At 72.1% G+C, this 23,748-nt stretch carries 18 protein-coding genes; 10 read left to right on the top strand and 8 right to left on the bottom strand.

The window, feature by feature from the left end; all coding sequences use genetic code 11:
* Positions 1-262 precede the first annotated feature (262 nt).
* The 5 genes from AC0680_RS28665 to AC0680_RS28645 all read right to left on the bottom strand — a co-directional run bounded on the left by AC0680_RS28665 (position 263) and on the right by AC0680_RS28645 (position 8,294).
* On the bottom strand, positions 263-1,393 hold the full coding sequence (locus AC0680_RS28665; RefSeq protein WP_478634298.1) for a substrate-binding domain-containing protein: 1,131 nt from the start codon (positions 1,391-1,393) through the stop codon (positions 263-265).
* A gap of 68 nt (positions 1,394-1,461) precedes the next feature.
* Positions 1,462-2,502: an ABC transporter permease gene (locus AC0680_RS28660; RefSeq protein ID WP_478634231.1), complete on the bottom strand. Its 1,041-nt coding sequence runs from the start codon at positions 2,500-2,502 to the stop codon at positions 1,462-1,464.
* A 2-nt stretch (positions 2,503-2,504) separates the two neighbouring features.
* Positions 2,505-4,034, bottom strand: coding sequence for a sugar ABC transporter ATP-binding protein (locus AC0680_RS28655; protein ID WP_478634229.1), 1,530 nt, complete (start codon positions 4,032-4,034; stop codon positions 2,505-2,507).
* 186 nt (positions 4,035-4,220) lie between these two features.
* Complete coding sequence (locus AC0680_RS28650; RefSeq protein ID WP_478634227.1) at positions 4,221-7,088, bottom strand: SpoIIE family protein phosphatase; 2,868 nt, start codon at positions 7,086-7,088, stop codon at positions 4,221-4,223.
* Between the two features lie 237 nt (positions 7,089-7,325).
* Entirely contained in the window at positions 7,326-8,294 is a 969-nt protein-coding gene (locus AC0680_RS28645; protein WP_478634226.1) for a cyclase family protein, read from the bottom strand.
* Between the two features lie 174 nt (positions 8,295-8,468).
* On the opposite strand from AC0680_RS28645, the gene AC0680_RS28640 reads away from it, so the two are divergent.
* Both AC0680_RS28640 and AC0680_RS28635 read left to right on the top strand, forming a co-directional pair.
* Positions 8,469-8,624, top strand: coding sequence for a hypothetical protein (locus AC0680_RS28640; RefSeq protein WP_399144670.1), 156 nt, complete (start codon positions 8,469-8,471; stop codon positions 8,622-8,624).
* A 432-nt stretch (positions 8,625-9,056) separates the two neighbouring features.
* Positions 9,057-10,133 carry a mechanosensitive ion channel family protein gene (locus AC0680_RS28635; protein WP_478634221.1) on the top strand — a complete coding sequence of 359 codons (1,077 nt, stop codon included), beginning with the start codon at positions 9,057-9,059 and terminating at the stop codon, positions 10,131-10,133.
* An 80-nt stretch (positions 10,134-10,213) separates the two neighbouring features.
* Here the strand turns inward: AC0680_RS28635 and AC0680_RS28630 are convergent, their stop codons facing one another.
* A complete protein-coding gene (locus tag AC0680_RS28630; RefSeq protein WP_478634218.1) occupies positions 10,214-11,122 on the bottom strand; it encodes an NAD(P)-dependent oxidoreductase in 909 nt (302 codons plus the stop codon).
* Between the two features lie 104 nt (positions 11,123-11,226).
* On the opposite strand from AC0680_RS28630, the gene AC0680_RS28625 reads away from it, so the two are divergent.
* Both AC0680_RS28625 and AC0680_RS28620 read left to right on the top strand, forming a co-directional pair.
* The gene (locus AC0680_RS28625) at positions 11,227-11,586 is read left to right on the top strand and encodes a winged helix-turn-helix transcriptional regulator (RefSeq protein WP_478634295.1); all 360 of its coding nucleotides are present in this window, start codon (positions 11,227-11,229) and stop codon (positions 11,584-11,586) included.
* Positions 11,583-12,989, top strand: coding sequence for a short-chain fatty acyl-CoA regulator family protein (locus AC0680_RS28620; protein WP_478634215.1), 1,407 nt, complete (start codon positions 11,583-11,585; stop codon positions 12,987-12,989). Before AC0680_RS28625 ends, AC0680_RS28620 begins: the two co-directional genes overlap by 4 nt.
* Positions 12,990-12,999: 10 nt before the next feature.
* Here AC0680_RS28620 and AC0680_RS28615 read toward each other — a convergent pair whose 3' ends face one another.
* Positions 13,000-13,707 (bottom strand): maleylpyruvate isomerase family mycothiol-dependent enzyme, encoded by a 708-nt coding sequence (locus AC0680_RS28615; protein ID WP_478634212.1) that lies wholly within the window; start codon positions 13,705-13,707, stop codon positions 13,000-13,002.
* A gap of 324 nt (positions 13,708-14,031) precedes the next feature.
* Here AC0680_RS28615 and AC0680_RS28610 point away from each other — a divergent pair, with 324 nt between their 5' ends.
* The 5 genes from AC0680_RS28610 to AC0680_RS28590 all read left to right on the top strand — a co-directional run bounded on the left by AC0680_RS28610 (position 14,032) and on the right by AC0680_RS28590 (position 21,141).
* Positions 14,032-15,180: an acyl carrier protein gene (locus AC0680_RS28610; protein WP_478634209.1), complete on the top strand. Its 1,149-nt coding sequence runs from the start codon at positions 14,032-14,034 to the stop codon at positions 15,178-15,180.
* 95 nt (positions 15,181-15,275) lie between these two features.
* The gene (locus AC0680_RS28605) at positions 15,276-16,478 is read left to right on the top strand and encodes an acyl-CoA dehydrogenase family protein (RefSeq protein ID WP_478634205.1); all 1,203 of its coding nucleotides are present in this window, start codon (positions 15,276-15,278) and stop codon (positions 16,476-16,478) included.
* Between the two features lie 87 nt (positions 16,479-16,565).
* Complete coding sequence (locus AC0680_RS28600) at positions 16,566-18,242, top strand: carbamoyltransferase C-terminal domain-containing protein (protein WP_478634202.1); 1,677 nt, start codon at positions 16,566-16,568, stop codon at positions 18,240-18,242.
* Positions 18,239-19,600 (top strand): KamA family radical SAM protein, encoded by a 1,362-nt coding sequence (locus tag AC0680_RS28595; RefSeq protein WP_478634199.1) that lies wholly within the window; start codon positions 18,239-18,241, stop codon positions 19,598-19,600. The genes AC0680_RS28600 and AC0680_RS28595 overlap by 4 nt, the downstream gene beginning before the upstream one ends.
* Positions 19,597-21,141, top strand: a complete 1,545-nt coding sequence (locus AC0680_RS28590; protein ID WP_478634196.1) for an AMP-binding protein — start codon at positions 19,597-19,599, stop codon at positions 21,139-21,141. Before AC0680_RS28595 ends, AC0680_RS28590 begins: the two co-directional genes overlap by 4 nt.
* A gap of 58 nt (positions 21,142-21,199) precedes the next feature.
* Here the strand turns inward: AC0680_RS28590 and AC0680_RS28585 are convergent, their stop codons facing one another.
* Positions 21,200-21,871 carry a hypothetical protein gene (locus tag AC0680_RS28585; protein ID WP_478634193.1) on the bottom strand — a complete coding sequence of 224 codons (672 nt, stop codon included), beginning with the start codon at positions 21,869-21,871 and terminating at the stop codon, positions 21,200-21,202.
* A 350-nt stretch (positions 21,872-22,221) separates the two neighbouring features.
* Here AC0680_RS28585 and rox point away from each other — a divergent pair, with 350 nt between their 5' ends.
* Entirely contained in the window at positions 22,222-23,691 is a 1,470-nt protein-coding gene (gene rox / locus AC0680_RS28580) for a rifampin monooxygenase (RefSeq protein WP_478634190.1), read from the top strand.
* The last annotated feature ends 57 nt before the right edge of the window (positions 23,692-23,748 follow it).

Here is a 23,748-nt window from a genome sequence, read left to right as displayed (position 1 = left end):
CGGAGTGAGCCCAGAGCGGGGGGACGACCGCATGGTTGCCGGCCTTGTTGATGGTTACTCAAGGTCACTGCCAGCGTTTGAAGGCAAGGCTCGAATTTCGCACGCTGCTGCCGCCCTCGCGTTGCGGAGCGGTGGCTGGACGCCCGGCGCAACGCCGGCATCTGGTCGGCGTTCGTGACGACGGGGCAGGCACAACCGAGAATGTCGCCCACGACGAGATCGTGGAGTGCACTTGGCGAGGGGCCCGTGGTGTGTTCCGGGCTCACCTGCCCCAGATCCTTCGGTACGTCGCGCGGTAGCCGGGTGGGTCCCAGGTCGTCGCGCCGCGGCTGTTGGCGGCGGTGGCGATGTGTACGGGGGCGACGTAGCCGCTGGCGGGTGTGCCGGAGAAGGCTCGGTTGAATTCGTCGAGGATCTGCCAGCCCTGTTGGGCGAAGGGTTCGGGGACGGTGGCCGTCTGGAACTGGCGGCTGTTGATGCGTTGGAAGGCGGAGGGGTCGCCGTCGCCCGCGCCGATGTTGTACGGGGCACCGGCGCCCTTCTTGCGGGCTGCACGCAGGGCCGGGGCGGCGTCGGCGAAGTAGACGTCGTTGATGGCTACGGAGTGGGTCCAGGTGTCCGGGAAGCGCGAGAGGAGTGAGGAGACCTCCTGGGGGGTTCGGCTGCTGGTGTCGGAGATCGGGATGTTCTCCTCGGCCAGGATCCGCACACCCGGACAGCCGGCGAGTGCCTTCTTGATCAGTTCGGACTTGTTCCTGGCGAACGGGATGGAGGCGTCGGTGAACACCACGACTCCGGCGTTGCCGTGGGAGTGCGCGATGATCCAGTCGGCGCTGATGCTCGCGACATCGCCGACCTCGGTGGTGACGTTGCTGAAGAGTTCGGGGTCCTTGCTCGGGCCGGGGGAGTCGACCGCGTGCCAGCCGACGAGCGGGATGTGTTCCGCGTTGGCCTTCGCGACCTGCTGCGACGTCAGGTGGGGGTCGAAGCCGCCGATGACGATGCCCGCGGGCTTCAGGGCGATGGCCTGGCTGAACGCCGCCTGGATCCCGGCGGGGGTGCCCTGGCCGTCGATCACCCGGACGTCCCAGCCGATGACCTTCGCGGCCTCCAGCACGCCCCAGGCGGCGCCCGCGACGCCCGGGTTGTTCATGGTCTGCGCGACATAGATGATCTTCTTGCCGGATACGGCCCTGGGGCCACCGGTGGGGCCGTTCCCCGCGCGGCTGGTCTTCTCGGCCCGGGCAACGGCCGCCTCGGCCCTGGCCAGTGCGCTGGGACAGCCCGGCGTGGTCGGCCGTGCCGAGACCGGGCCGCCGCCGCTCGACGCCCCGCGTTCGCAGCCCAGGAGGACGGTGGCCGCGACTGCCAGGGCGACGGTGCCGCGTCGCACGGCGGTCTTACGGGTCGCGCGCAGGGCGCTCCTCGCGGAGGGGGCGGAACGGGGGTGACCGCCGGAGGTCACGCGGCGGCCTCGGGCACGTCATGGCGGGTTCGGGGTGGCTCGGTCCGCCGTTGCCGCAGCTGCCGCCGGGCGGCGTAGCCGGCCATGCCGACGGCGAGGAGCAGGGTGGCGCCGTTGAACAGCGGGGTGACCCAGAACTGGGCGCCGAGCTGGCCGATGCCGGCGAGGCCGATGGCGAGGATCGTGACGGCGACCAGGGTGCCCAGGGCGTTCGGACGGCCGGGGGTGATCGCGGTGGAGCCGAGCAGCGCACCGACGAAGGCGGGCAGTAGATAGTCCAGGCCGACGCTGGGGTTGCCGATGCGCTGCTGCGCGGCCAGCAGGACGCCGGCGACACCGACGACCAGGCCGGATCCGGCGAAGGCGTAGATGACATAGCGACGGGAGGGAATGCCCACCAGATCGGCGGCGCGCGGATTGGAGCCGATGACGTACAGATACCGGCCGAGCGGCAGCCGTTCCAGCAGCACCCACAGCACGGCGGTCAGGGCCAGGACGTAGAAGGCGGGCACCGGCAGGCCGAGGAACCGGGAGTCGTACAGGTCGGTGAAGGCGGCCGGCAGGCCGTGCGGGCCGGGGACGATCCGGGCCCCGTTGGTGATCCAGCCGGTGAAGGCGTACAGGATGCTGCCGGTGCCCAGGGTGGCGATAAAGGAGTTGATCTTCGCGAATTCGACGACGACCCCGTTGAAGACGCCGACCACCGCGCCGCCGAGGACCACCACGAGGCAGGCGACCGGCCAGGACCACGCTTCGGCGACGATGAGCTGCATCGTCATGACGTGGGTGAGGCCGAGACCGTAGCCGATGGACAGGTCGAACTTGGCGGTGACGATGGGGATCATCGCGCCGAGCGCCAGGATGGCGGGGATCGACTGGTTGGACAGCACCGCGGAGACGTTGTCCAGGGTGGGGAAGGTGTCCGGCAGGGCGAGGGAGAAGGCCAGGAACAGCACGGCGGTGAGGGCCAAGAGGCCGTAGGCGCCGAGGAGGTGCCCGAACCGGCGGCCCAGCGGGGGGCGGGGGAAGGCGGCCATCGTCACATCGTCCCGGTCAGCGGGGGCATGGCCGACGAGGCGCGGGCGAGTCCGGTGACCGTGAGGGCGGTGCCGCTCAGCTCCGCCGTCACCGCTCCGCGGACGAATACCAGGGCCCGGTGGCACACGTGGGCGACCTCCTCGAAATCGGTGGAGATGAGCAGGGCGGCGAGGCCCTCGGCCAGCGCGTCCTGGAGCAGGCGGTAGATCTCCGCCTTGGCGCCGATGTCCACCCCGGCGGTCGGCTCCTCCAGGATCAGCAGCCTTCGGCTCAGCCTCAGCCACCGGCCGACCATGACCTTCTGCTGGTTCCCCCCGGACAGCGTGGAGATCGGCGCCTCGGTGTCCCGGGGGTGCACCGAGAACCGGTCGACCAGGGCGGCGACCTTGGCTCGCTCGCGCCGGGGGCTGATCCAGCGCAGGGCCGGCAGGCCGTCGGCCCGAGGGTTCGCCAGGAAGTTCTCCCGTACCGTCAGTTCGCCGGCGCAGCCCTCCTCCTGACGGTTGCTGGTGACCAGGCCCACGCCGGAGCCGACTGCGGCCGCCACCGAACGCGGTGCGTACCGCCGCCCGTCGAGCACGGCCCGTCCGTCGAGCATCGGCCGGGCCCCGGCGAGGGCGCGGCCCAGTTCCATGTGTCCGGCGCCGGTGAGGCCGACCATGCCGAGGATCTCACCGGCGCGCAGTTCCAGGCTGACCGGTGCCGTGTGCGCGGTCCGTACGCGGTCGAGGCCGAGGACGGCCGGGCCGGTGACCGGGGCGAGGCGGTAGCCGCCCGGCTCGCTGCCCACGATGTCGCGCACCAGCCGCGCGGGGCGGTGGCCGGCGAGCGGGCCGTGGCTGACGAGGCGGCCGTCGCGGAGTACGGCGAAGGCGTCGGCGACCTTGTACACCTCGTCCAGCCGGTGGGTGACGTAGACGATGGCGTGGCCCTGGTCGCGCAGGGTGTGCAGTACGGCGAAGAGCCGGGCGCAGTCCGCGGCCGGGAGGCTGGCGGTCGGCTCGTCGAGGACGATGAGTTCGGCCTGCGTGGCCAGTGCGCGGGCGATGGCCACCAGGGAGCGTTCGGCCCTCGGGAGGCCGGCGACGGGCGCGCGGGGGTCGAGGTGCGCCGCGACGATGCCCAGGGCCTCGGTGCACCGTCTGCGGGTCGCCCGCCAGGACAGCAGTCCGGCACGGCGTGGATAGCCGGTGCCCAGGGCGATGTTCTCGGCGACCGTCATCCACTCGACCAGCCCCAGGTCCTGGTGGATGAACGACATGGTGCGCAAGGCCGCTTCGGTGCCCAGCGGGTGCCCGGCGACCGTCACCTCGCCCGCGTCCGCGTGGTGGACGCCCGCGAGCACCTTGATGAGGGTGGACTTTCCCGCGCCGTTGGGACCGAGCAGGGCGAGGACGCTGCCGGAGTGCACGTCGAGGTCGACCGCGTCCAGCGCCAGCGTGCCGCCGAACCGCTTGCGCAGGCCGCGTACGCGGACCAGAGGCGCGGCGCCACGACGCGGGGGAGGGGCGCTTTCAAAGGCGGCGGGCACGGACTTCTCCGGGGGTCGGCCTCTCGGTACTTGTCGACGGCATCGGCGGTGCTGTGGAGCGCTCGGCGGTGGTGACGGCGCCGGGTGCGGTGGTCTCGCGGTGCACCGCCGGCAGCGGACATCGGCGGCGGGCGGGTGCATTTCCGCATGCTACGACCCCTTTTGGGTTCTTTGCCGGACAGGCCGTCAGATAGCGGGAATGTCGTCGAAGAAGCTCTCCGCGACGCCGGGCAGCCCGCCGGGCACCTCCAGCGCGAACTCGGCCCAGATGACCTTGCCGTCGGCGGTGTAGCGGGTGCCCCAGGCCTGGGCGAGCTGGGCGACGAGGAACAGGCCGCGGCCGCCCTCGTCGGTGGTGGCCGCGTGGCGCAGATGCGGGGCGGTGCTGCTGGTGTCGGAGACCTCGCAGATCAGCGTGCGGTCGTAGAGCAGCCGCACCTGGATGGGATCGGTCCCGTAGCGGATGGCGTTGGTGACCAGCTCGCTGAGCAGGAGTTCGGTGGGGAAGGCGACTTCCTCCAGCCCCCATTCGGTCAGTTGCCGGGCGACGGCGGCGCGGATGCCGGAGACCAGCGCCGGGTCGGAGGTCAGGCCCCAGGTGGCGATCCGGTGGGGGTCCAGGGCGTGGGTGCGGGCGACCAGCAGCGCCACGTCGTCGGCGGGGTGGTCCGGCATCACGGCCCGCAGAACCGCCTCGCAGGTGTCCTCGGGCGGGCGGTTGGGGTGGGCCAGGGCTCCGCGCAGCTGGTCGAGGACGGCGTCCACATCGCGCCGGCGGCCGCCGACCAGCCCGTCCGTGTAGAGGACGAGCTGGCTGCCTTCGGGGAGGTGGAACTCGGCCGTTTCGAAGGGCAGGCCGCCCAGGCCCAGAGGGGGGCCGGCGGGCAGGTCGGGGAAGGTGACGGTGCCGTCGGGAGCGACCACTCCGGGTGGCGGGTGGCCGGCGCGGGCCATCACGCACTGCTGCGAGGTGGGGTCGTAGATGGCGTACAGGCAGGTCGCGCCGATCATGCCGCTGCTGTCGGAGGACGCCTCCTCGCTGCTCTCGTCCCGGTCGAGGCGCCCCACTAGGTTGTCGAGGTGGGTGAGGACTTCATCGGGGGCGAGGTCCAGTTCGGCGAAGTTGCGCGCGGCGGTGCGCAGCCGGCCCATCGTCGCGGCGGCGTGCATCCCATGGCCGACGACGTCCCCGACGACCAGGGCCACCCGGGTGCTGGAGAGGGGTATGACGTCGAACCAGTCTCCGCCGACGCCCGACTCCGCGGGCAGATAGCGGTGGGCGATCTCCACGGCGCTCTGCTCGGGGAAGCTGCGCGGCAGCAGACTGCGCTGCAGGGCCAGGACCATGGTGTGTTCGCGGGTGTACCGGCGGGCGTTGTCGATGCAGATGGCGGCACGGATGGCGAGTTCCTGGGCCAGTGAACGGTCGTCGTCCCCGAAGGGGGCGGGGTCCCGTGAGCGGTAGAAGCTCGCCACGCCCAGCGCGATGCCGCGGGCGACGAGGGGGACCGCGATGAGGGAGTGGACGTTGTGGTCGAGGAGCCGCTGGGCGTGCCAGGGATCCTGGGCGATCCAGCCCGCGGCGGTCCGCAGGTCGGGCTCGAGTATGGGCTGACCGCTTGCCATGCAGCGGAGCTGGGGTGTGGTGGGACGAAGGCGGACCTGCCGGCCGGCGGGGTAGAAGGGGCAGTCCTCTCGGTAGCCGTGGACCACCGTACGGAAGAGCTCGGTGTGCGGTTCGGTGGGCTCCTCGCCGCGCAGTACCGCCTCGGGAACGTCGATGGTGACGAAGTCGGCCAGGCGCGGAACGGCCATCTCGGCGAGCTCCCGGGCGGTGTGGCTCACGTCCAGGGTGGTGCCGATGCGGGCGCTGGCCTCGGACAGCAGCTCCAGGCGGCGCCGGGCGGCCACCGCGTACATCCCCACCCCCGGCTCGCCGACCAGCACCAGTCCGCTGGTGGTCCGGCCGGCCGTACTCCCGGTGGTGCCGGGTGCGGCGGGCTTGCCGGCCGTGGCCGCCGCGCGGTCGCTCACGGCCGCGGGCACGCGCCCGCGCAGCCGGCCGGAGGGGGCGAGGGCCGGCTGCGCCATCGGGGCAGGGGCGACGGCCTGCGCCGTCGGCGTGGGGGCGACGGCCCCTTCCGCGGGGACGGCGAGGTGCTGCCGGGAGGGGAGGACCGCTTCGATGGCGACGCCTTCCACCCCGGAGGGGCTCGTCATCGGGCGGCTCAGCAGGGTGACCCGCCGGCCGCCGGGCAGGGCCACCTCCACGGCGGCACGCTGGGCCGAGGCCATCAGATCGGCGGCCTTCTCCTTAAGGATCATCTGATCGCGCCAGTCCAGGCCGCTCTCGGCCAGCTCACCGTCGTCCGTCGCCTCGCGGGCCGGCGAGCGGCGCCTGGCGTCGAGGTACGCCTGCAGCAGGGCGCGCTCCCGCGTCGAACTCTGCTCCAGCAGCCGCCGTTCGATGGCGCCGGCGGCGCTGCGGATCACCGCGTTCAGCGCCACATCGGCGTCGGCCAGCGGAAAGCCGAAACAGAGGATGCCCTCGATGCGCCCGCTGAGCAGATCGCGGACGGGAATCGCCGAACACGCACTGGACTGGGAGCGTTCGGCGAAGTGCTCGGCGCCGTAGACGTTGATCAGCTGCCGCTCCGCGAGCGCCAGACCGATTCCGTTGGTCCCGCCGAACTGCTCGGCGAAGACGAAGCCCGGGACGCTCTGGATCGCGGCCAGACGCCTGACCAGAGAGGCCTCGCCGAAACGGCGTTGCAGCACCGCCCCGCGCGCGTCGGCCAGCGACACGTTCATGTTCCGGCCCGCGAATCTGGCCTCCAGCCGGTCGAGTACCGGCTTCGCGGCGCGGACCAGGCGGTTGTTCAGGTCGAGGTCCTGGAGATAGGGAAGCTCACATCCCTCCGGTGAGAGCCCCAGCGACACCGAACGCTGCCACGAACTCAGGATCGCGCTGCGCACGGTCCCCTCGGGCGATCCGCCGCGAAGAAACTGCTCACGTGCGTGGGCGGGGCCGATGCCGTCTCCCATGAGCCCCATCCGGATCACTTCCCACATCCGTACGTGCCTTACGACCACCCGTGTGTCGGAGTAACTGTACCGTTTGATCCAATTGTAGAACTTTGCACATATAACGGTACTGATCGTCGGGGGTGGCGAGAAGTCCCCAGGCGCGCGGGCGGGGGGCCTCGGTCGCCCTCCGCTGCCGAAGGGGTGGCGGCACCGCAGCGGTGATCACGTTGGTGGCCCGGCCTCCTTCCGAGGTCGGCGCGGCTCTCACAGCACCGCGACCGGCGTGACGGGCGACCCCGTGCCCCCGGGGACGTTCAGGGGCGCTACCAGGAGTAGGAACGCGTAACGGCCCGTCCCGGCGCTCGCCGCGGAGAGCGCTTCGAGGTCGAGGTTGTCCAGGAGCGGCACCCCCATCGCGGCGATGGCGAGGGCATGGACCGGGGAGTGCAGGCCGTCGACCGGCGAGGGTCGTACGTCGCTGTCGCCGTCGCCGCCGAGCAGGGCGATACCGCGCTCGGCCAGCAGGGGCACGGCGTCCACATGGAACCCCGCGCTCGCCGCGGCGGCGTCCCAGGCCCCCAGCTCCCGGTGCCGGCGCGGGGCGCCGGACCTGAGCAGCACCGCGTCGCCCTCGCCGATCGTGACATCGAGTGCCCGCTCCGCGGCGACGATGTCCCCGGCGTGCACCGCCCGCCCCGGTTCCAGCCAGGAGCTGCCCAGAACGGCGGGCAGGTCGAGGAGCAGGCCTCTGGTCACGAGGGGGCCCAGCGCCGACACGGCCCCGAAGCGGGCGCCCCCGGCGTCGACGACCTCGCGCGCCGCCCGGCCGTCATAGAGACGCCCGCGGTAGGCGATGTGGGACAGCGCGTCCAGATGGCTCACGGCCTTGCCGTGGTAGTCGATGCCGATGAAGTCCTTGTGCGCGGAGGGCTCCGGGGCCTCCACATCGCCGAGGTCGGACATGTAGTGCAGGGCGGGGAGGGGGTTGTCCGGACCGGGCGCGGTGTTCCACGGGTGCGCCAGGGGGACGACCGTTCCGGACCGGACCAGCGCGGTGGCCCGCCGTACGTGCTCCGAGGTCACCCGGTTCCAGGCGCCGCGGTCGGCGGGGGTCCAACGCCCCCACGTGCGGACCGAATCGAACAGCGCGTCGAACTCCGCGCGGGAGACGGCGGGCCCGTTGCCCGTGCGGTCCGGCGGGGGCGCCGGTGCGCCGCTGGGATTGCCGGTCATCTGCTCGTCAGCGCTCCCTCGACCCCTTCTCCGAGGAGTGGGTTTCTTCCAGGGCTGCGTTCCGGATACGGCCAGTATTGCCCTGCCGGACGGCATCCGCCGAAGCGATACGCTGGTTTTGTGGCGTTACGGTGGTTTTGTAGGTATGCGCGCTCTGATGTTGCGGAGGCAGCCATGGGCCAGAACTACGAGTACACGACTCCGTCGCAGGCCGAGGGTGAGCGGCTGGAAGAGGACATGGACCCGTCCGAGGAGCGGCACCCCGCGACCATGCGCACCCAGCCGTCCCAGGCCGAAGGCGAGCGCCGGGCGGAGGACGACGAGGACTGACGACGAGGACGAACGGCGACGGCGGCTGCCCGGGAGGCGGCCGCCGTCCGATGACCCGGTCGGAGTGCTTTCGCGTACCCGGCCGGGTCGGCGCACGGCTCCCCTGCGTCCCTACCGGCAGGGCCCACCGTGGTGGCCACGCGTCCAGGACCTCCAGGCCCCGTACGGCGTCCGCTCCCACCTCGAAGGGAGCTGACCGGGCCTCACGTGTCCGGCCCGGGCCGGACGTCTACCCGCGGCGACCGTGCCGCCCGCAACCCGCAACCTCGACGATCACCTCGCAAACCCGTGCGGCAGGATGGCAGATCGTGCCGAGGGCGTCCGTCGACGTCCCGGCGCATCCACAGTCCTAGAGACGAGCAGGTGCAAGGTGACGAGACATTACATCCCGTGCTCAGCGGAGCTGTTTCTCCGGGCGGGGGGAGCCGGCCGGTGAACCGCGCGCTCACGCTGCATGACTTGATCGTCGCCGGGGCCGCGTTGGCCGCCGGTGTCGTGGCCGGCCTGCTGTTGCGGGCGGTCCTGCGCTGGCTGGCCAAGCACGCACGCAGGACGCGGTGGAGCGGGGACGACGTCATGGTGGACGCGTTGCGGTCGGTGGTGCCCTGGGCGGCGATATGCGCCGGCCTGGCGGCGGGCACCGCGGCACTGCCGCTGACGGCGACGGTCGGACGCAACGTCAACCGGGCCCTGACCGTGCTGTTCATCCTGGTCGTCACGCTCACCGCGGCACGGGTGATCACCGGGCTGGTGAAGTCGCTCGCCCAGTCCAGATCCGGAGTGGCGGGATCGGCCACCATATTCGCCAACATCACCCGCATCCTGGTGCTGGCGATGGGCTTCCTCGTGGTGCTGCAGACCCTGGGCATCTCCGTGGCCCCGCTGCTCACGGCGCTGGGCGTGGGCGGACTCGCGGTGGCACTGGCGCTTCAGGACACCCTCGCCAACCTCTTCGCGGGGGTGCACGTCCTCGCCTCCAAGACGGTGCAGCCCGGTGACTACATCCGGCTCAGCAGCGGTGAGGAGGGCTATGTGGTCGACATCAACTGGCGCAACACCGTGGTGCGCCAGCTCTCCAACAACCTGGTGATCATCCCCAACGCCCAGCTGGCCGGCACCAACATGACCAACTTCACCCGCCCGGAACAGCAGTTGTCGATCCTGGTGCAGGTGGGGGTCGGCTACGACAGCGACCTCGAACACGTCGAGCGGGTCACCACCGAGGTCGTCCAGAGCGTGATGACCGACATCACCGGTGCCGTTCCCGACCATGAACCGGCCGTCCGCTTCCACACGTTCGGCGACTCCAGGATCGGCTTCACGGTGATCCTGGGAGTCGGCGAGTTCAGCGACCAGTACCGGATCAAGCACGAGTTCATCAAGCGCCTGCACCAGCGGTACCGGGCCGAGGGCATCAGGATTCCCGCCCCGACACGGACCGTGGCACTGCAGCAGCCCGACGGCATCGCGATCCCGCACCAGCGCGAGCAGTCGGACCTGGTGCCGTAGGAGGGGCGTCGGGCCCGCACGCATCGGCGCGGGCCCGGCCACCGGGCGGGTGGAGGAGACGCGGGCGGCGCCCCGGGTCCCTACCTCCCCTCGCCCGCCGCCAGCAGATCGACCGTTCCCGCGGCGCTCTCGTCCCCCCGCCCGTCGTCGACCAGGCGCTTCATCAGGTCGAAGTACGGCGTCAGCAGCTCGGGGCTGACCCCCTGCTCGTGCGCGGTGCCCACGAAGGTCTTGATCCCGGCGACCTGCATGGCCATGGTGGAGACGACGCCCGAGCCGTAGTCACCGCTCTGAAGGTGCTCCGCGGTCTGCTCGATCGACGCGGACATCGCCGTCAGCCAGCCCGACAGCAGCGGCGCGAACTCCTTCAGCGGGATCTCCCGCTCCCCGCGCACCAGCGCGAAGGCGTGCGTGACGCCCGCGAACATGCCGTACATCGCGCTGAGCAGCGCCACGTCCTGGAGCGCGGCGTGTCCGGCGTCGGTTCCGACGAATCGCGCGGCGAACGGGACCGCGAGAGCCGCCCGGTGGGTCTCGAACAGCTCGGATGAGCCGCTGTAGAGCACATAGCCGCCCGCCTCCGGGATCCCGGCCATCGGCGGGACGGCCATGATCCCGCCGCTGAGGAACCGGGCCCCTCGGGCCGCGGCCCACGCCCCGCGCTCGCGCGCCTCGGCGGGCGTCCCGGTGGTGAGGTCCACCAGGTCCTTGCCGGTCAGATCGACGCCCTCCAGCGCCGCACCGACCGAGGCGTCGTCCAGCAGGCAGGTCACGACCAGAGCGTTCGCGGCCACCGCCTCGGCGGCGCTCGCGGCGGGGCCGGCGCCCGCGGCCACCAGGGCCCGGGCCCGGCCGGGCGTGCGGTTCCAGACGGTCACGGAGTATCCGGCGGCGAGCCAGGCACGGGCCAGGGCCGTACCCATGTCACCGAGGCCGACGAGGGTCAGGGAAGGAGCGCGGGAAACATCGTCAGAGGTGTTGTCAGTCATGACGATTAGGCTGGTCAACAGCCCGGCGGGCAACAAGTACGCACTTCGGAGTGGGTACTTCCCCCGAGGTATGTGACCAGGTCGAGGAGGGGTGGCGGTCAGCGATGGCGACGGTGGGCAGGCCGGGCGCGCCCGATGCGTATCACTGCGGGATCGACGCGGCCATGGACGTGATCGGCGGGAAGTGGAAGGTCCTGATCCTGTGGGCGCTCGAAGCGGGTCCCCGCCGCTTCGGCGAGCTGCGCCGGATGCTCCCCGGTGTGACGGAGAAGGTCCTCACCTCCCAGCTGCGCGAGCTGGAGGCGCACGGCATCATTGCCCGCGAGGTGTACGACGAGGTCCCCCCGCGTGTCGAGTACGCGCTGACCGGGCGCGGCGTCGCCCTCGGGACCGCATTGGAGCCGCTCGGCCGGTGGGGACGGGAGCACGTCCTGGGGAAGCAGGACAGCGGGGAGTTCCGGTGAGCAAGATCTATGCGGGGGCGCGGCTGAGGGGTCTGCGTGAGGAGCGCGCACTCAGCCAGGCGGAGCTGGCCCGCAGGCTGGAGATCTCGCCCAGCTACCTCAACCAGATGGAGCACGACTCCCGGCCGCTGACCGTCCCGGTGCTGCTGCGGCTGACCGAGGCGTTCGGCCTCGACGCCAGCTTCTTCTCGGCGCGGGACACCAGCCGGCTCGTCGCCGACCTGCGCGAAACCCTCGCCAACGAGGTGGCCCAGGCCCGCATCTCGCCGTCCGACCTCGCACAACTGGCCACCCGCATGCCGGCGGTGGCGGGGGTGCTGCTGGAGCTCGGCCGGCGCAACACCGCGCTGACCCAGCAGCTGGCCGTGGCGGCCGAAGACCGCGACAGCGCCGAACTGGCCCTGCCGCGCTCGCCGCACGAGGAGATCCGGGAGTTCTTCTACCGGCGGCAGAACTACCTCCACGACACCGACCTGGCCGCCGAGGGCCTCGCCCGTGACATCGGCATCCGCCCCGGCGAGGTCCTCCGCGCCCTGTCGGCGCGGCTCACCGACCGTCACGGGGTGCGCATCACGGCGGACTCCGACCAGCTCCACCACTACGACCCGGCCGCCCGGGTGCTGCATCTGTCCAGCCGACTGCGCCCCGGCCAGCAGGCGTTCCGGATGGCCACCCAGCTCGCCCTGCTCGAATGCGGCGCCGAGCTGTCCGCGCTCGCGGCGGAGGACTTCGCGCAGGGATCCGACACCTGGTCGCTCGCCCGGATCGGCGTGGCGAACTACTTCGCCGCCGCGCTGATCCTGCCCTACCCCTCCTTCCACGCCGCCGCGGAGGAGGTCCGCTATGACATCGAGCGCCTCACGGACCTGTTCGGCCTCGGCTATGAGACCGTCTGCCACCGCCTCAGCACGCTCCAGCGCCCCCGGCTGCGCGGTGTGCCGTTCTCCTTCGTACGCGTCGACCGCGCCGGCAACATGTCCAAGCGCCAGTCCGCCACCGGCTTCCACTTCTCGCGCGCCGGCGGCACCTGCCCGCTGTGGAACGTCTACGAGGCGTTCGCCGCGCCCGGCCGCATCCACGTCCAGATCGCGGCCATGCCGGACGGACAGCGCTATCTGTGGACCGCCCGCGCCGTCACCCGCCACCGCGGCGGCTGGGGAGAGCCGGGCAAGACCTTCGCCATCGGCCTCGGCTGCGAGATCCGGCATGCCTCCCGGCTCGTCTACTCCGACGGCCTCGACCTCGACAACGCGGGCGCCGCCACCCCCATCGGCATGGGATGCCGCATCTGCGAGCGCCTCGACTGCCCCCAGCGCGCCGTACCTCCCCTGGGGCAACCGCTCGCCGTCAACGAGAACAGCAGTACCTTCGTGCCGTACCCCGTGGCGGACACCCCGCCCTGACCCGCCCCGGTCAGATCCAGTACGGCGCGCCGGGGACCGGACCCGGACCGGAGGTCGACAGGCGGGTTCCGTCGGTGCGTCCGGTGAGCCAGCCCAGGAGGTCGGCCTGGGCGCCCCGGACGGTCGGTCCGCCGGTGCCCAGTTCGTGGGTCAGGCCGGTGTCCGTCGCCTCGATGCGCAGCGGCGGGACGCCTTCGCACCGGCGCTGCGCTTCGATGAGGTCGTCGATGATCCAGCGGGCGGCCTGCGGCGGCACCTCGGCGAAGGTGTACCCGGTCGCCAAGTCGACGTGGTGCACCTCCAGTTCGCGCAATCGGGTGGGCACCAAGGCGCCCGGGGTGCGCAGTTCACCGGTGCGCATGCGCACCTGGTAGGTCCATGCCGCCTCGGGCAGGGTGCGTACGGCGTCGTCGAAGCGCTCGGCGCTCGCCAGGACATCGGCCACCAGCTCGTCGACCGGGCGCCGCGCTCCGGCCTCGATCTCGGCGGCCCGGGTGTCCATGTCGGTGTACTGCGGGGTCTCCACGCCGGTCCGGGCCCAGGTGAGCAGTCGGCACAGGCTGTCGGCGGCGCGTGCCACATGGGTGATGACATGGCCGCGGGTCCATGGCGGCACCAGTGTCCCGGCACCGACCTCGGCGTCGGTGAGCGCCTTGACGCTCCGCACGAACCGGTCCGTGGACGCGGTGATCGGGCCCAGGGCCCCGGTCTTGTGCATCTCAGCCTCTACGTCCCCGTCGGATGCGTGTCCGCCCCGGACGTGCCCGTAGTGGAATGCGAAATCCGCATGGCGGCAGTGGTGGGGACTCTAGGGCGCTCTCTTTCGGGGCGTCAACCGGCCTTCGGGGAGCGCCGATCCCTCAATGCGGCGCATGCGCCGACGCGTTGGCGGGTGCAGTGATCTAGGTCACTGGGCGTTGCTGAAGCCGACCGGTCGGGCTAGCTTAATCCCGCAAAGCGGATGTGATATTCCGCATTGTGGAATTCATAGGAGTGGGTGGCGTGCTGTCGGACGCCGCCGCGGCTCGACAACGGGGGATGTGTGCAGGACGCGACAGAGCACCCGATTCCGGCCCTGGCCGGGGTACGCGCCGAAGTCCTGGACTGTGTGCAGTCCAACCTGGCCGTGCTCGCCGATCACTTCCACGGCGCGGGCACGCATCTGCGGCTCGGCTCGAAACTGAGCTCCCGATGGCGGCCCGGCGCGGACGGGCTGCCCACGGTCGACCCGCCGGCCGAGGAGCAACTCGCCGAAGCAGAGCGGTCGTTGGGCCTGACCTTCGGAGAAAGGACCACCATCACCGGCGCCCGGCTCGACCGGCTGGCCCTCGCACCGGGAGAACTGCGCTACGCCCTCGCCGACGCCCACGAGATGCCCTGGCTGCCGTACTTCGGGCAGCGGCACATGGAGCACAGCTTCCTGCTGCTCGCGCCCGCCGTCGCCGACGGCCCCTGGACGGTGGTCGACGCCTATGACAACGACACCCAGTGGGGAGCGGCCAAGCCCGGCGCCTGGACCGTGACCCGGGCCGAGCTGGCCGCACTGAGGCGGATCGACCTCCACGACGTCACCGCCGAACCCGGCCCACCGGCCCGCCCCGAAGTGCGCATCGACCACGCCGCCATGGCCGACTACCTCGCCGCGCTCGACCAGGCCGCGGACCGCGAGCGGGCCTGGCACCGGCTGACCGGGGACACCTGGCTGCTGGCCCGGTCGCGACGGCTGCACGCCCTGTTCGCCGCCGACGGCGGCGCCCTCGACGAGGCGACGGCACAGCATCTGGCGGACTGGGACAAGCTGGTCACCCAGGCGTATGTGACCTACCGCCGCGTCGTCCGCGGCCGTCCCGAACCCGCCGGCACCGTCACCCGCCTCGCCGAACTCCTCGAGGCCGACCGGCGGATCTTCCCCGCCCCGGCCGCCGCGACGACACCGGACCCGGGCGGTCTGCGCGACCGCATCGCCCTCGTCGTCGGCGCGGTCCTCGACGTCGACCAGGCGCTGCTGCGTACCGGCGACGTCGACCTGGCCGCGCTGCCCGGCTTCACCTCGTTCCGGATGGTCGAGATCATCGACCGCCTCGAAGCGCGGCTCGACATCGAACTCGACGCCGACGACCTCGTCCCGGAGAACCTGCGGAGCATGGGCGGGCTGTGCCGCATCGTCCGCAGTGCCACCGGCGCCCGCTGAACCCCGAGAGAGGACACCGCCGTGGAGAGCGGATGCATCGACCTTCTGTACCGGCGGCTCGACGTCGACCGGGCGACCGGCGGACGGGTGGCGCCGTGAGCGCGGCCGACGGCCCCGCCGCCCGCTACGGCGGCCCCACCGGTGACCGGCCGGAGCTGAGCGCACGGATCGCCCGGGTGACCGCCGTCGCCGAGCGGCATCTGGCCGCCGCCGACCGGGAAGCCGCCTTCCCCGTCCAGGCACTGGACGCACTGCGCGACACCGGACTGCTCGGCCTGGTCGTCCCCACGCGCTACGGCGGCCTCGGCGGCACCCTGCGCGATGTCGTCGATGCCGGAGTGGCACTGGGCCGCTGCGACATGTCGGTGGCCCTGATCTTCACCATGCACTGCCAGCAGGTGGCCGCCGCCGTCGAGTTCGCCGGGCCGCCGCTGCGCGAGAAACTGCTGCCGACGCTCGGCGCCGGGCGCAGCTATCTGGCCTCCGTCAGCACCGAGAGCGGTAAGGGCGGCCATCTCTACAGCGCACACTCCGCCCTGCACGAGAGCGGCGGCGAGCTGCTGATCGACCGCTTCGCGCCCGTGGTGACCGGAGGCGCCCACGCCGACGGCTTCCTGATCACGATGAAGAACGCCGACGCCACCGCCCAGAGCGACGTCGCCCTGGTGTACGCGGCGCGCGACCAGCTCGTCGTGGAACCGGCCGGCGACTGGCAGCCGATGGGCATGCGCGCCACCCACAGCCCGCCGCTGAAGCTGACCGGCACCGTACCCGGCCACCACGTCATCGGCGCCGACGTCCCCTTCCGCGACATCGCCAACCACATCCTGGGACCCTACGCCCACCTCGGCTGGTCGGCCGCGTGGCTGGGCACCGCGGCGGGAGCGCTCTCCCGGGTCCTGGGCCTGATCCGCAGCCCGGCGGGCCGCAAACGCTTCGACGTCGGCTCCGAGCTGCTGCTCACCAGGCTTTCCACCGCACGCCAGCGGCTCGACGCCGTCCACGCCCAGCTGCGGCACACGCTGGCGATGGTGGAGACCACCGCGGACATCACCGCGCCCGCCTGCCAGTTGCTGCTCAACGGCCTGAAGATCTCCGCCTCGGAGCAGTGCCTGGCCGCCGTCGACGACCTGATCGACGCGGTGGGCCTGCAGCACGGCTACCTCAAGGACTCCCCGACACGGCTGGAGCAGAACCTGCGCGATCTGCGCTCGGCCGCCCTCAACTACAAGAACGACCGGCTGCACCTGGCCGACGGGCGGCTGGCGCTGCTGGACCGCGAAGTGTCCTTCGCCTGACCGGAGTCCGACACACTCCGGCGCCGCATCCGACGGCCCCGCCCCGACCTCGCCCCAGATCCCCACGACCCCTACGGAGAGCCGTCCATGTGGATTCTCGGTGTCAACGCGCCCCCCACCGGGTGGCACGACACGGCCGCCTGCCTCGTCAACGGCGAGGGAGAGGTGATCGCCTTCTCCGAGGAGGAGCGCTGCAACCGGGTGCGCCACTCCTTGTACCGCAAGCCCCTCAACGCCGCCCGATTCTGCCTTCAACAGGCCGGCATCACCGCCGCCGACATCGACGTGGTGGCCGTGGGCTGGAACACCCAGCAGCTCTACCCCGGACGCTTCACCGACGACGCCGAGTTCCTGGCCTTCGCCGTGGGGCTCGACTTCGGCGGGCGGCAGCCGTCCGTGGTGCGGGTGCCGCACCACGCCGCACACGCCGCCTCCTCCTTCTACGCCTCACCGTTCAGCAAGGCCGGCGTCCTGGTCGTCGACGGACACGGCGAGAACGAGTCGTCGACCGTCTGGACCTTCGAGGACGGCGCCGAACCCCGCCTGGAGCGCACCTGGCCACGCACCTCCTCGCTCGGTTACGCCTACGACGCGGCGTCGACCTGGCTCGGCTTCTCGTTCCTCAACGCGGGCAAGACCATGGGGCTGGCCGCCTACGGCCGGGCCCGGGGCACCGCCGTCGAGTCCCTGGTCGACCTCTCCGCCGACGACTTCCGTCTCGCCGTCGGCCCGCTGCAGGAGAGCACCGGCCACGCCACCGCCGACGAGATCAAGGAGCAGTACGACACCACCGTCGCGGCCTGGCGGGAGCGCTACACGAAGCTCGCCGGAGCGGCCGGCCCCACCCTGCCGGAGGGGCGCCTCGCCGAAGACCCCAAGGCCGTCCTGGTCGCCTACACCGCCCAGCGCATCGTGGAGGAGACCGTCACCGCGCTGGTCGCCACGACGCGCAGACTCTCCGGCGTCGACGAACTCTGCCTGGCCGGCGGCGTGGCACTCAACTGCAGCACCAACGGCACCCTTCCCGGGCCGCTTTACGTGCCGCCGGTGCCGCACGACGCCGGAGTGGCCCTGGGCGCCGCCTGGTTCGTCAACCCGCCCGAGCACCGCACCGGACAGCCCCTCAGCCCGTACCTCGGCACCGACATCGACGGACCGGCCGGCCCGCGGTCCGCCGACCCCGACACCGCCGACCTGGTGCGCTCGGACCTGGACATCGACCAGGTCACCGCGCTGCTGCTGGACGGGCGCGTCGGCGCCGTCGCCCAGGGGCGGGCCGAGGTGGGGCCGCGTGCGCTGTGCCGCCGGTCCATCATCGCCGTGCCCGACACCGCCGAGGTCAACACCCGGGTGAACATCATCAAGGACCGGGAGCAGTGGCGCCCGTTCGCGGGGGTGACCCGTCCCGGTTACGGCGCCCGCCTGTGGGAGCCGCAGGAGCACCTCAGCCGCTACATGCTGGGCGCGGCCAAGGCCACCGAACTGGGGCGGCGGGTCGCTCCCGGGGTGGTCCACGTCGACGGCACCACCAGGCCGCAGGTACTGCACTGTGACGAGGCCCCCGCGGTGGGCGCCGTCCTCGACGCGCTGGAGCGCGCCGGGGTGCCGCCGGTGCTCCTCAACACCTCCTTCAACGGCAAGGGCGAGCCCATCGTCAACACCCGCGGCGACGCCCTGGCCGCCTTCCGGGCCATGGACCTGGACTTCCTCGTCCTGGGCGACGAGCTGTTCCGCAAGAAGAACGACGCCGAGGGGACACGATGACGCCCACGAGCCGGCCGGCCCCCGGCCCGGCGGACGGCCCGCCGCCGTACGGCGAACGCTTCCGGGCCTTCGGACCGCGGCACATCGACGAGATCGCCGACCGCTACGGACTGGCACCTGAGGTACGCGAGACCGTGCGGCGGATCTCGCTGGTGCTGCCCTTCCGGGTCAACGGCTACGTCCTGGAGCACTTGATCGACTGGGACCGCGGCACGGCGGACCCGCTGTTCCAACTGACCTTCCCGCAGCGCGGCATGCTGACGGCCGAGGACGAACGGCAGCTCGCCAAGCTCTCCGCGGACCCGGCCGACAAGCCGCTGCTGCGGGAGGCCGTCACCGCCATCCGGGACCGGCTCAACCCCCACCCGTCGGGGCAGCAGCAGCTCAACGTGCCCGTACAAGAGGGCGTGCCGCTGCCCGGCCTGCAGCACAAGTACCGTGAAACCGTCCTGTACTTCCCCACGCAGGGGCAGACCTGCCACGCCTACTGCACCTACTGCTTCAGGTGGGCGCAGTTCATCGGCGACGCGGACCTGCGCTTCGCCGCCCCCGACCCCTCGGGCCTGATCCGCTACCTCGCCGAGCACCCCGATGCGCACGACGTACTGGTCACCGGCGGCGACCCGATGGTGATGACGACGGAACGCCTGCGGACGCACCTGGAGCCGCTGCTGGACGTGGAGACGGTCCGGACGGTCCGGATCGGCACCAAATCGGTCGCCTACTGGCCGCAGCGCTTCGTCACCGACCAGGACGCCGACGAGGTACTGCGGCTGTTCGAGAAGGTGGTGGCCTCCGGGCGGCAGCTCGCGGTGATGGCGCACTTCAGCCATCCGCGGGAGCTGGCGACGGACCTGGCCCAGCGGGCCCTGCGCCGGATCCGCGCCACGGGAGCCGTCGTCTACGGCCAGGCCCCGCTGATCGCGCACGTCAATGACGACGCCGAGGTGTGGAACGGGCTGTGGCGCGCCGAACTGGCCGCGGGAGTCGTGCCGTACTACATGTTCGTGGAGCGCGACACCGGCCCCCAGGAGTACTTCAAGGTGCCGCTGGCCCGGGCCGCACGGATCTTCCAGGACGCCTACCGCACGCTGCCGGGCCTGGCCCGCACGGTACGCGGCCCGGTGATGTCCGCGACGCCGGGCAAGGTCGCGGTGGACGGCATCGAGGAGACGCGGCAGGGCCGCTGGTTCCAGCTGAGGATGCTGCAGGCCCGTGATCCGGCCCTGGTGGGACGCCCGTTCAGGGCGCGCTACTCGCCGGACGCGGCCTGGCTGCACGAGCTGGAGCTTGACCCGCAGGCCCCCTCGGAGATACGCACCGCCTGCCACGGCCCGTTGCGGGCGGACGCCGCATGAGCGCCCGCCGCACCCTGTACGACTGGTTCGCGCAGGCGGCCGCCGCCCGTCCCGGCGCCACCGCCCTGGAGGTGGACGGCCGGGCGCTCGGCTACGCCGAGCTGGCCGATGAGGCCGAGCGGATCGCGGCCGGCCTGCTGCGGCACCTGAACGGCCAAGTGCCCTCCAGGGTCGGGCTGCTGGCCTCCCGCACCGTCGTCGCGTACGCCGGATATCTGGCGGTGCAGCGCCTGGGTGCCACGATCGTGCCCCTGGGCACGGCCTTCCCGGCGCACCGCAATGCCGCCGTCGCCGAGGCGGCGGCCCTGGACGTCGTGATCACCGACGGCAACGGCGACCCGACCGGGATCGCGGCGCCGGTGTGGCAGCCCGAGGACCGGAGCGCGGACGCGACGTCCGCACGGAGGGCGCCGGCCCGGGACGGCGCCGGACCGCCCCCGGTGGCGGCGGACCCGGACGGCATCGCGTACATCCTGTTCACCTCCGGATCCACCGGCAGGCCCAAGGGGGTGCCGGTGCGGCACCGCAATGTGGCCGCCTATCTGGAGCACGTCGTACCGCGTGCGGCCGCCGGGCCCGGCGCCCGGCTCTCGCAGACCTTCGACCTGACCTTCGACCCCTCGGTCTTCGACATGTTCGTCGCCTGGGGGTCGGGGGCGACGCTGGTGGTGCCGACCCGTGACGAGGTGCTCGCAGCGGTCCGTTTCATCCGGCAGCGCGGCATCACCCACTGGAACTCGGTGCCTTCCGTCATCACCCTCGCGGGCCGGCTGCGCGCGCTGAAGCCGGACAGCATGCCGACCCTGCGGCACAGCATGTTCTGCGGCGAACCGCTGACCTATCAGCAGGCGCGGGCCTGGCGCCGCGCCGCGCCCGGCAGCAGCGTGGACAACGGCTACGGGCCGACCGAACTGACCGTCACCTGCGCCACCTACCGGCTGCCGGAGTCCGAGGACGACTGGCCGCGGACGGCGAACGGGACGGTGCCGATCGGCACCCCCCACCCCGGCGCCGACATCCTGCTCCACGAGGGCGAGTTGTGTGTGCGGGGCCCCCAGCGCTTCCACGGCTATCTCGACGCGAAGGACGACGAGGGCCGCTTCCTGACGCCGGACGCCGCGCCCTGCGCCCCTGGTGCCGCCCTCACCGAGGCGCACTGGTACCGCACGGGAGACCGTGTCACCCGGCACACCTCCGGTGAGCTGGTGCACCTGGGACGGCTCGACCAGCAGGTGCAACTGCACGGCTACCGCGTGGAACTGGGCGAGGTGGAGGCGGCGTTGCGGCAGCAGCCGGGGGTGGCCGACGCGGTGGTGCTGGCCCGGCCGACGGCACACGGCCCCCGCCTGGTGGCCGCCTACAGCGGAACCGGCCACGAGGCGCCGGACGCGGACCGGGTGGGCGCCGCGCTGCGCGAGCGGCTTCCCGGGTACATGGTGCCCGAGACCCTGACGGCGCTGCGGGCGCTGCCGCTCAACCCGAACGGCAAGATCGACCGGGCGGCCGTGGACGCGCTGCTGGCGCAGGAGAGAGCTGGGTGAGACGGCGTCGGGAAGGGAGCGGAAAGGCCCCCGTGCCTGGCACGGGGGCCTCGCCGGGTCAGTGCTGCTGCTGCGCCTTGCGACGGCGCAGGACCAGGTAGCCGCCGGCCGCGACGAGCCCGGCGGCCGTCGTGGCCAGCAGGCCGACGGGGGCGCCGTTGCCGGTCTCGGCGAGGTCACCGGCGCTCGACGCGGACGGTGACGGCGAGGCCGCGGAGGTCGGGGCGGTGTCCGCGGGGGCGGACGAGGTGGGGGTGGCGGTCGCCTCTTCGGAGGCGGACGGGGTGGCGGGCTTCGAGGGCTTGGTGCCGCCCGTCTGGGTGTCGTCCTCGCAGTCGGTCCAGAAGACCTTGTGCTTGGCCCGGCCGTGCTCGCCGTCGAAGTTCCAGAAGAGCTTGTAGTGGCCGTCGGGCAGGGACAGGTCCTGCGTACGGGCGTGTCCCTCGCCGTCGAGCGTCAGGGCACCGGACTTCACGGTCTCGCCCTTGACGCCGGCGGTCGGGGCCCAGGCCTCGATGTGCCAGTCGACCCGCTGTCCGGCGTCGAAGCCGAAGGCGTCGAGGTAGAAGGTGCACACGTGGGGCTCGTTCTTACGAAGCTCCGCCCCGGTGCGGGCATCGTGGATCTTCACGGTGCCGTTGTCGCCGGGGGTGGCGTAAGCGGAAGGGGCGAGCAGCAGGGGCGCGGCCACGGCGGCCGTGAGCGAACCTGCGAAAACAAGCGGGCGCATGGGCATTCCAACGGTGAAAGAGGAAGGTTGCCGTGGGGGGCGGCTCAGCTTCCTGCGACCTCGGGAGTTCGTCAAGACAACTCAAACCACTTATGTCGCGGACCGCGCAACTTGCCCCATTGGTCCCACATAACGACATGGACACAGGGCTCCGTGACGGCCGTGCCGCCCGTGCGCAGCGGACGGCAAAAAGAAAGGCAAGGAGGGATATCCACTCCTTGCCACTCTCAACTTATAGCGCACCAGGGGGCTTGCGGCAAGGCCCCGGTGATGGAGCAGAATCACCGGCCTCGGCCGGAATCCGCGGATTCGGCTGCAGGGGAACTGCTGTCACTGAGTGAGGGGTTGCGTTGATCGACGTGATCATTGCCGGCGCTGGACCGACCGGCTTGATGCTGGCCTGCGAGTTGCGGCTGGCCGGAGTGCGGGTGGTCGTGCTGGAGAAGTCGACCGAGCCGACCAAGCAGTCCCGGGGACAGGGCCTGCACGCACGCAGCGTCGAGATGATGGACCAGCGCGGCCTGCTCGACCGGTTCCTCGCGACCAGCGAGAAGTACCAGGTCGGTGGTCTCTTCGGGGGCATCGCGAAGCCGTGGCCGGACCGGTTGGACACCGCGCACCCGTACGGTGTCGCCACCCCGCAGCCGGTCACCGAACGGCTGCTCAACGAGCGCGCCCTCGAACTCGGCGCCGAGATCCGGCGCGGCCGCGAAGTGGTCGGGGTGAGCCAGGACGAGGACGGGGTGACCGTCGAGCTGGCGAGTGGGGGCGCCCCCGGCGACGAGAGCGGGGCGGCCGAGGGAGGCACGCGGTTGCGCTCGCGCTACCTGGTCGGATGTGACGGCGGCCGCAGTGCGGTGCGCAAGCTGATCGGCGTCGATTTCCCCGGCGAGCCCGCCACGGTCGAGACGCTGCTGGGGCAGATGGAGGTGACGGAGGATCCGGCGACGATCGCCGCCGCCGTCAAGGAAGTCAACAGGACCCAACTGCGCTTCGGCGTCACCGCCCCCGACGAGGACGGGGTGTGCCGCATCGTCGTGCCCGCCGACGGGGTGGCCGAGGACCGTGCGGCCGAGCCGACCCTCGAAGAGTTCAAGCAGCAGCTACGGGCCCACGCGGGCACCGACTTCGGTGTGCACTCGCCGCGCTGGCTGTCCCGGTTCGGCGACGCCACCCGGCAGGCCGAGCGCTACCGGGTCGGCCGGGTGCTGCTGGCCGGCGACGCCGCGCACATCCACCCGCCGACCGGCGGGCAGGGGCTCAACCTCGGCGTGCAGGACGCGTTCAACCTCGGCTGGAAGCTGGCCGCCGCGGTCGACGGCTGGGCTCCCGAGGGGCTGCTGGACAGCTACCACGCCGAACGGCACCCGGTGGGCGCCCGCGTGCTGGACAACACCCGCGCGCAGATGACGCTGCTGGGGACCGATCCGGGTGCGACCGCGCTGCGGGAGCTGTTCTCGAAGCTGATGGACTTCGAGGAGGTGAACCGGTACATCACCGGGATGGTCACCGCGGTCGGGGTCCGCTACGACTTCGGCGAGGGCCATGAACTGCTCGGCCGGCGACTGCGGGACGTGAAGCTGAAGCAGGGGCGCCTCTACGAGCTGATGCACGGCGGCCGCGGACTGCTCCTGGACCAGACCGGCCGGCTCTCGGTGGCGGGCTGGGCGGACCGGGTCGACCACGTCGTCGACGTCAGCGAGGAACTGGACGTGCCCGCGGTGCTGCTGCGGCCGGACGGCCATGTCGCGTGGGTCGGCGAGGACCAGCGGGATCTGGTCGGCCGGCTGCCACGGTGGTTCGGCGCCGCCGCCGGCTGAGCGCGCGGTTGCGGCCCTCAAGGCCGCGAGGCATCAAGGGCGGGGCCTCGATCGGGA

The organism is Streptomyces sp. NPDC043738, from assembly GCF_056436545.1.
This window is presented reverse-complemented; position numbering and strand designations above follow the sequence as displayed.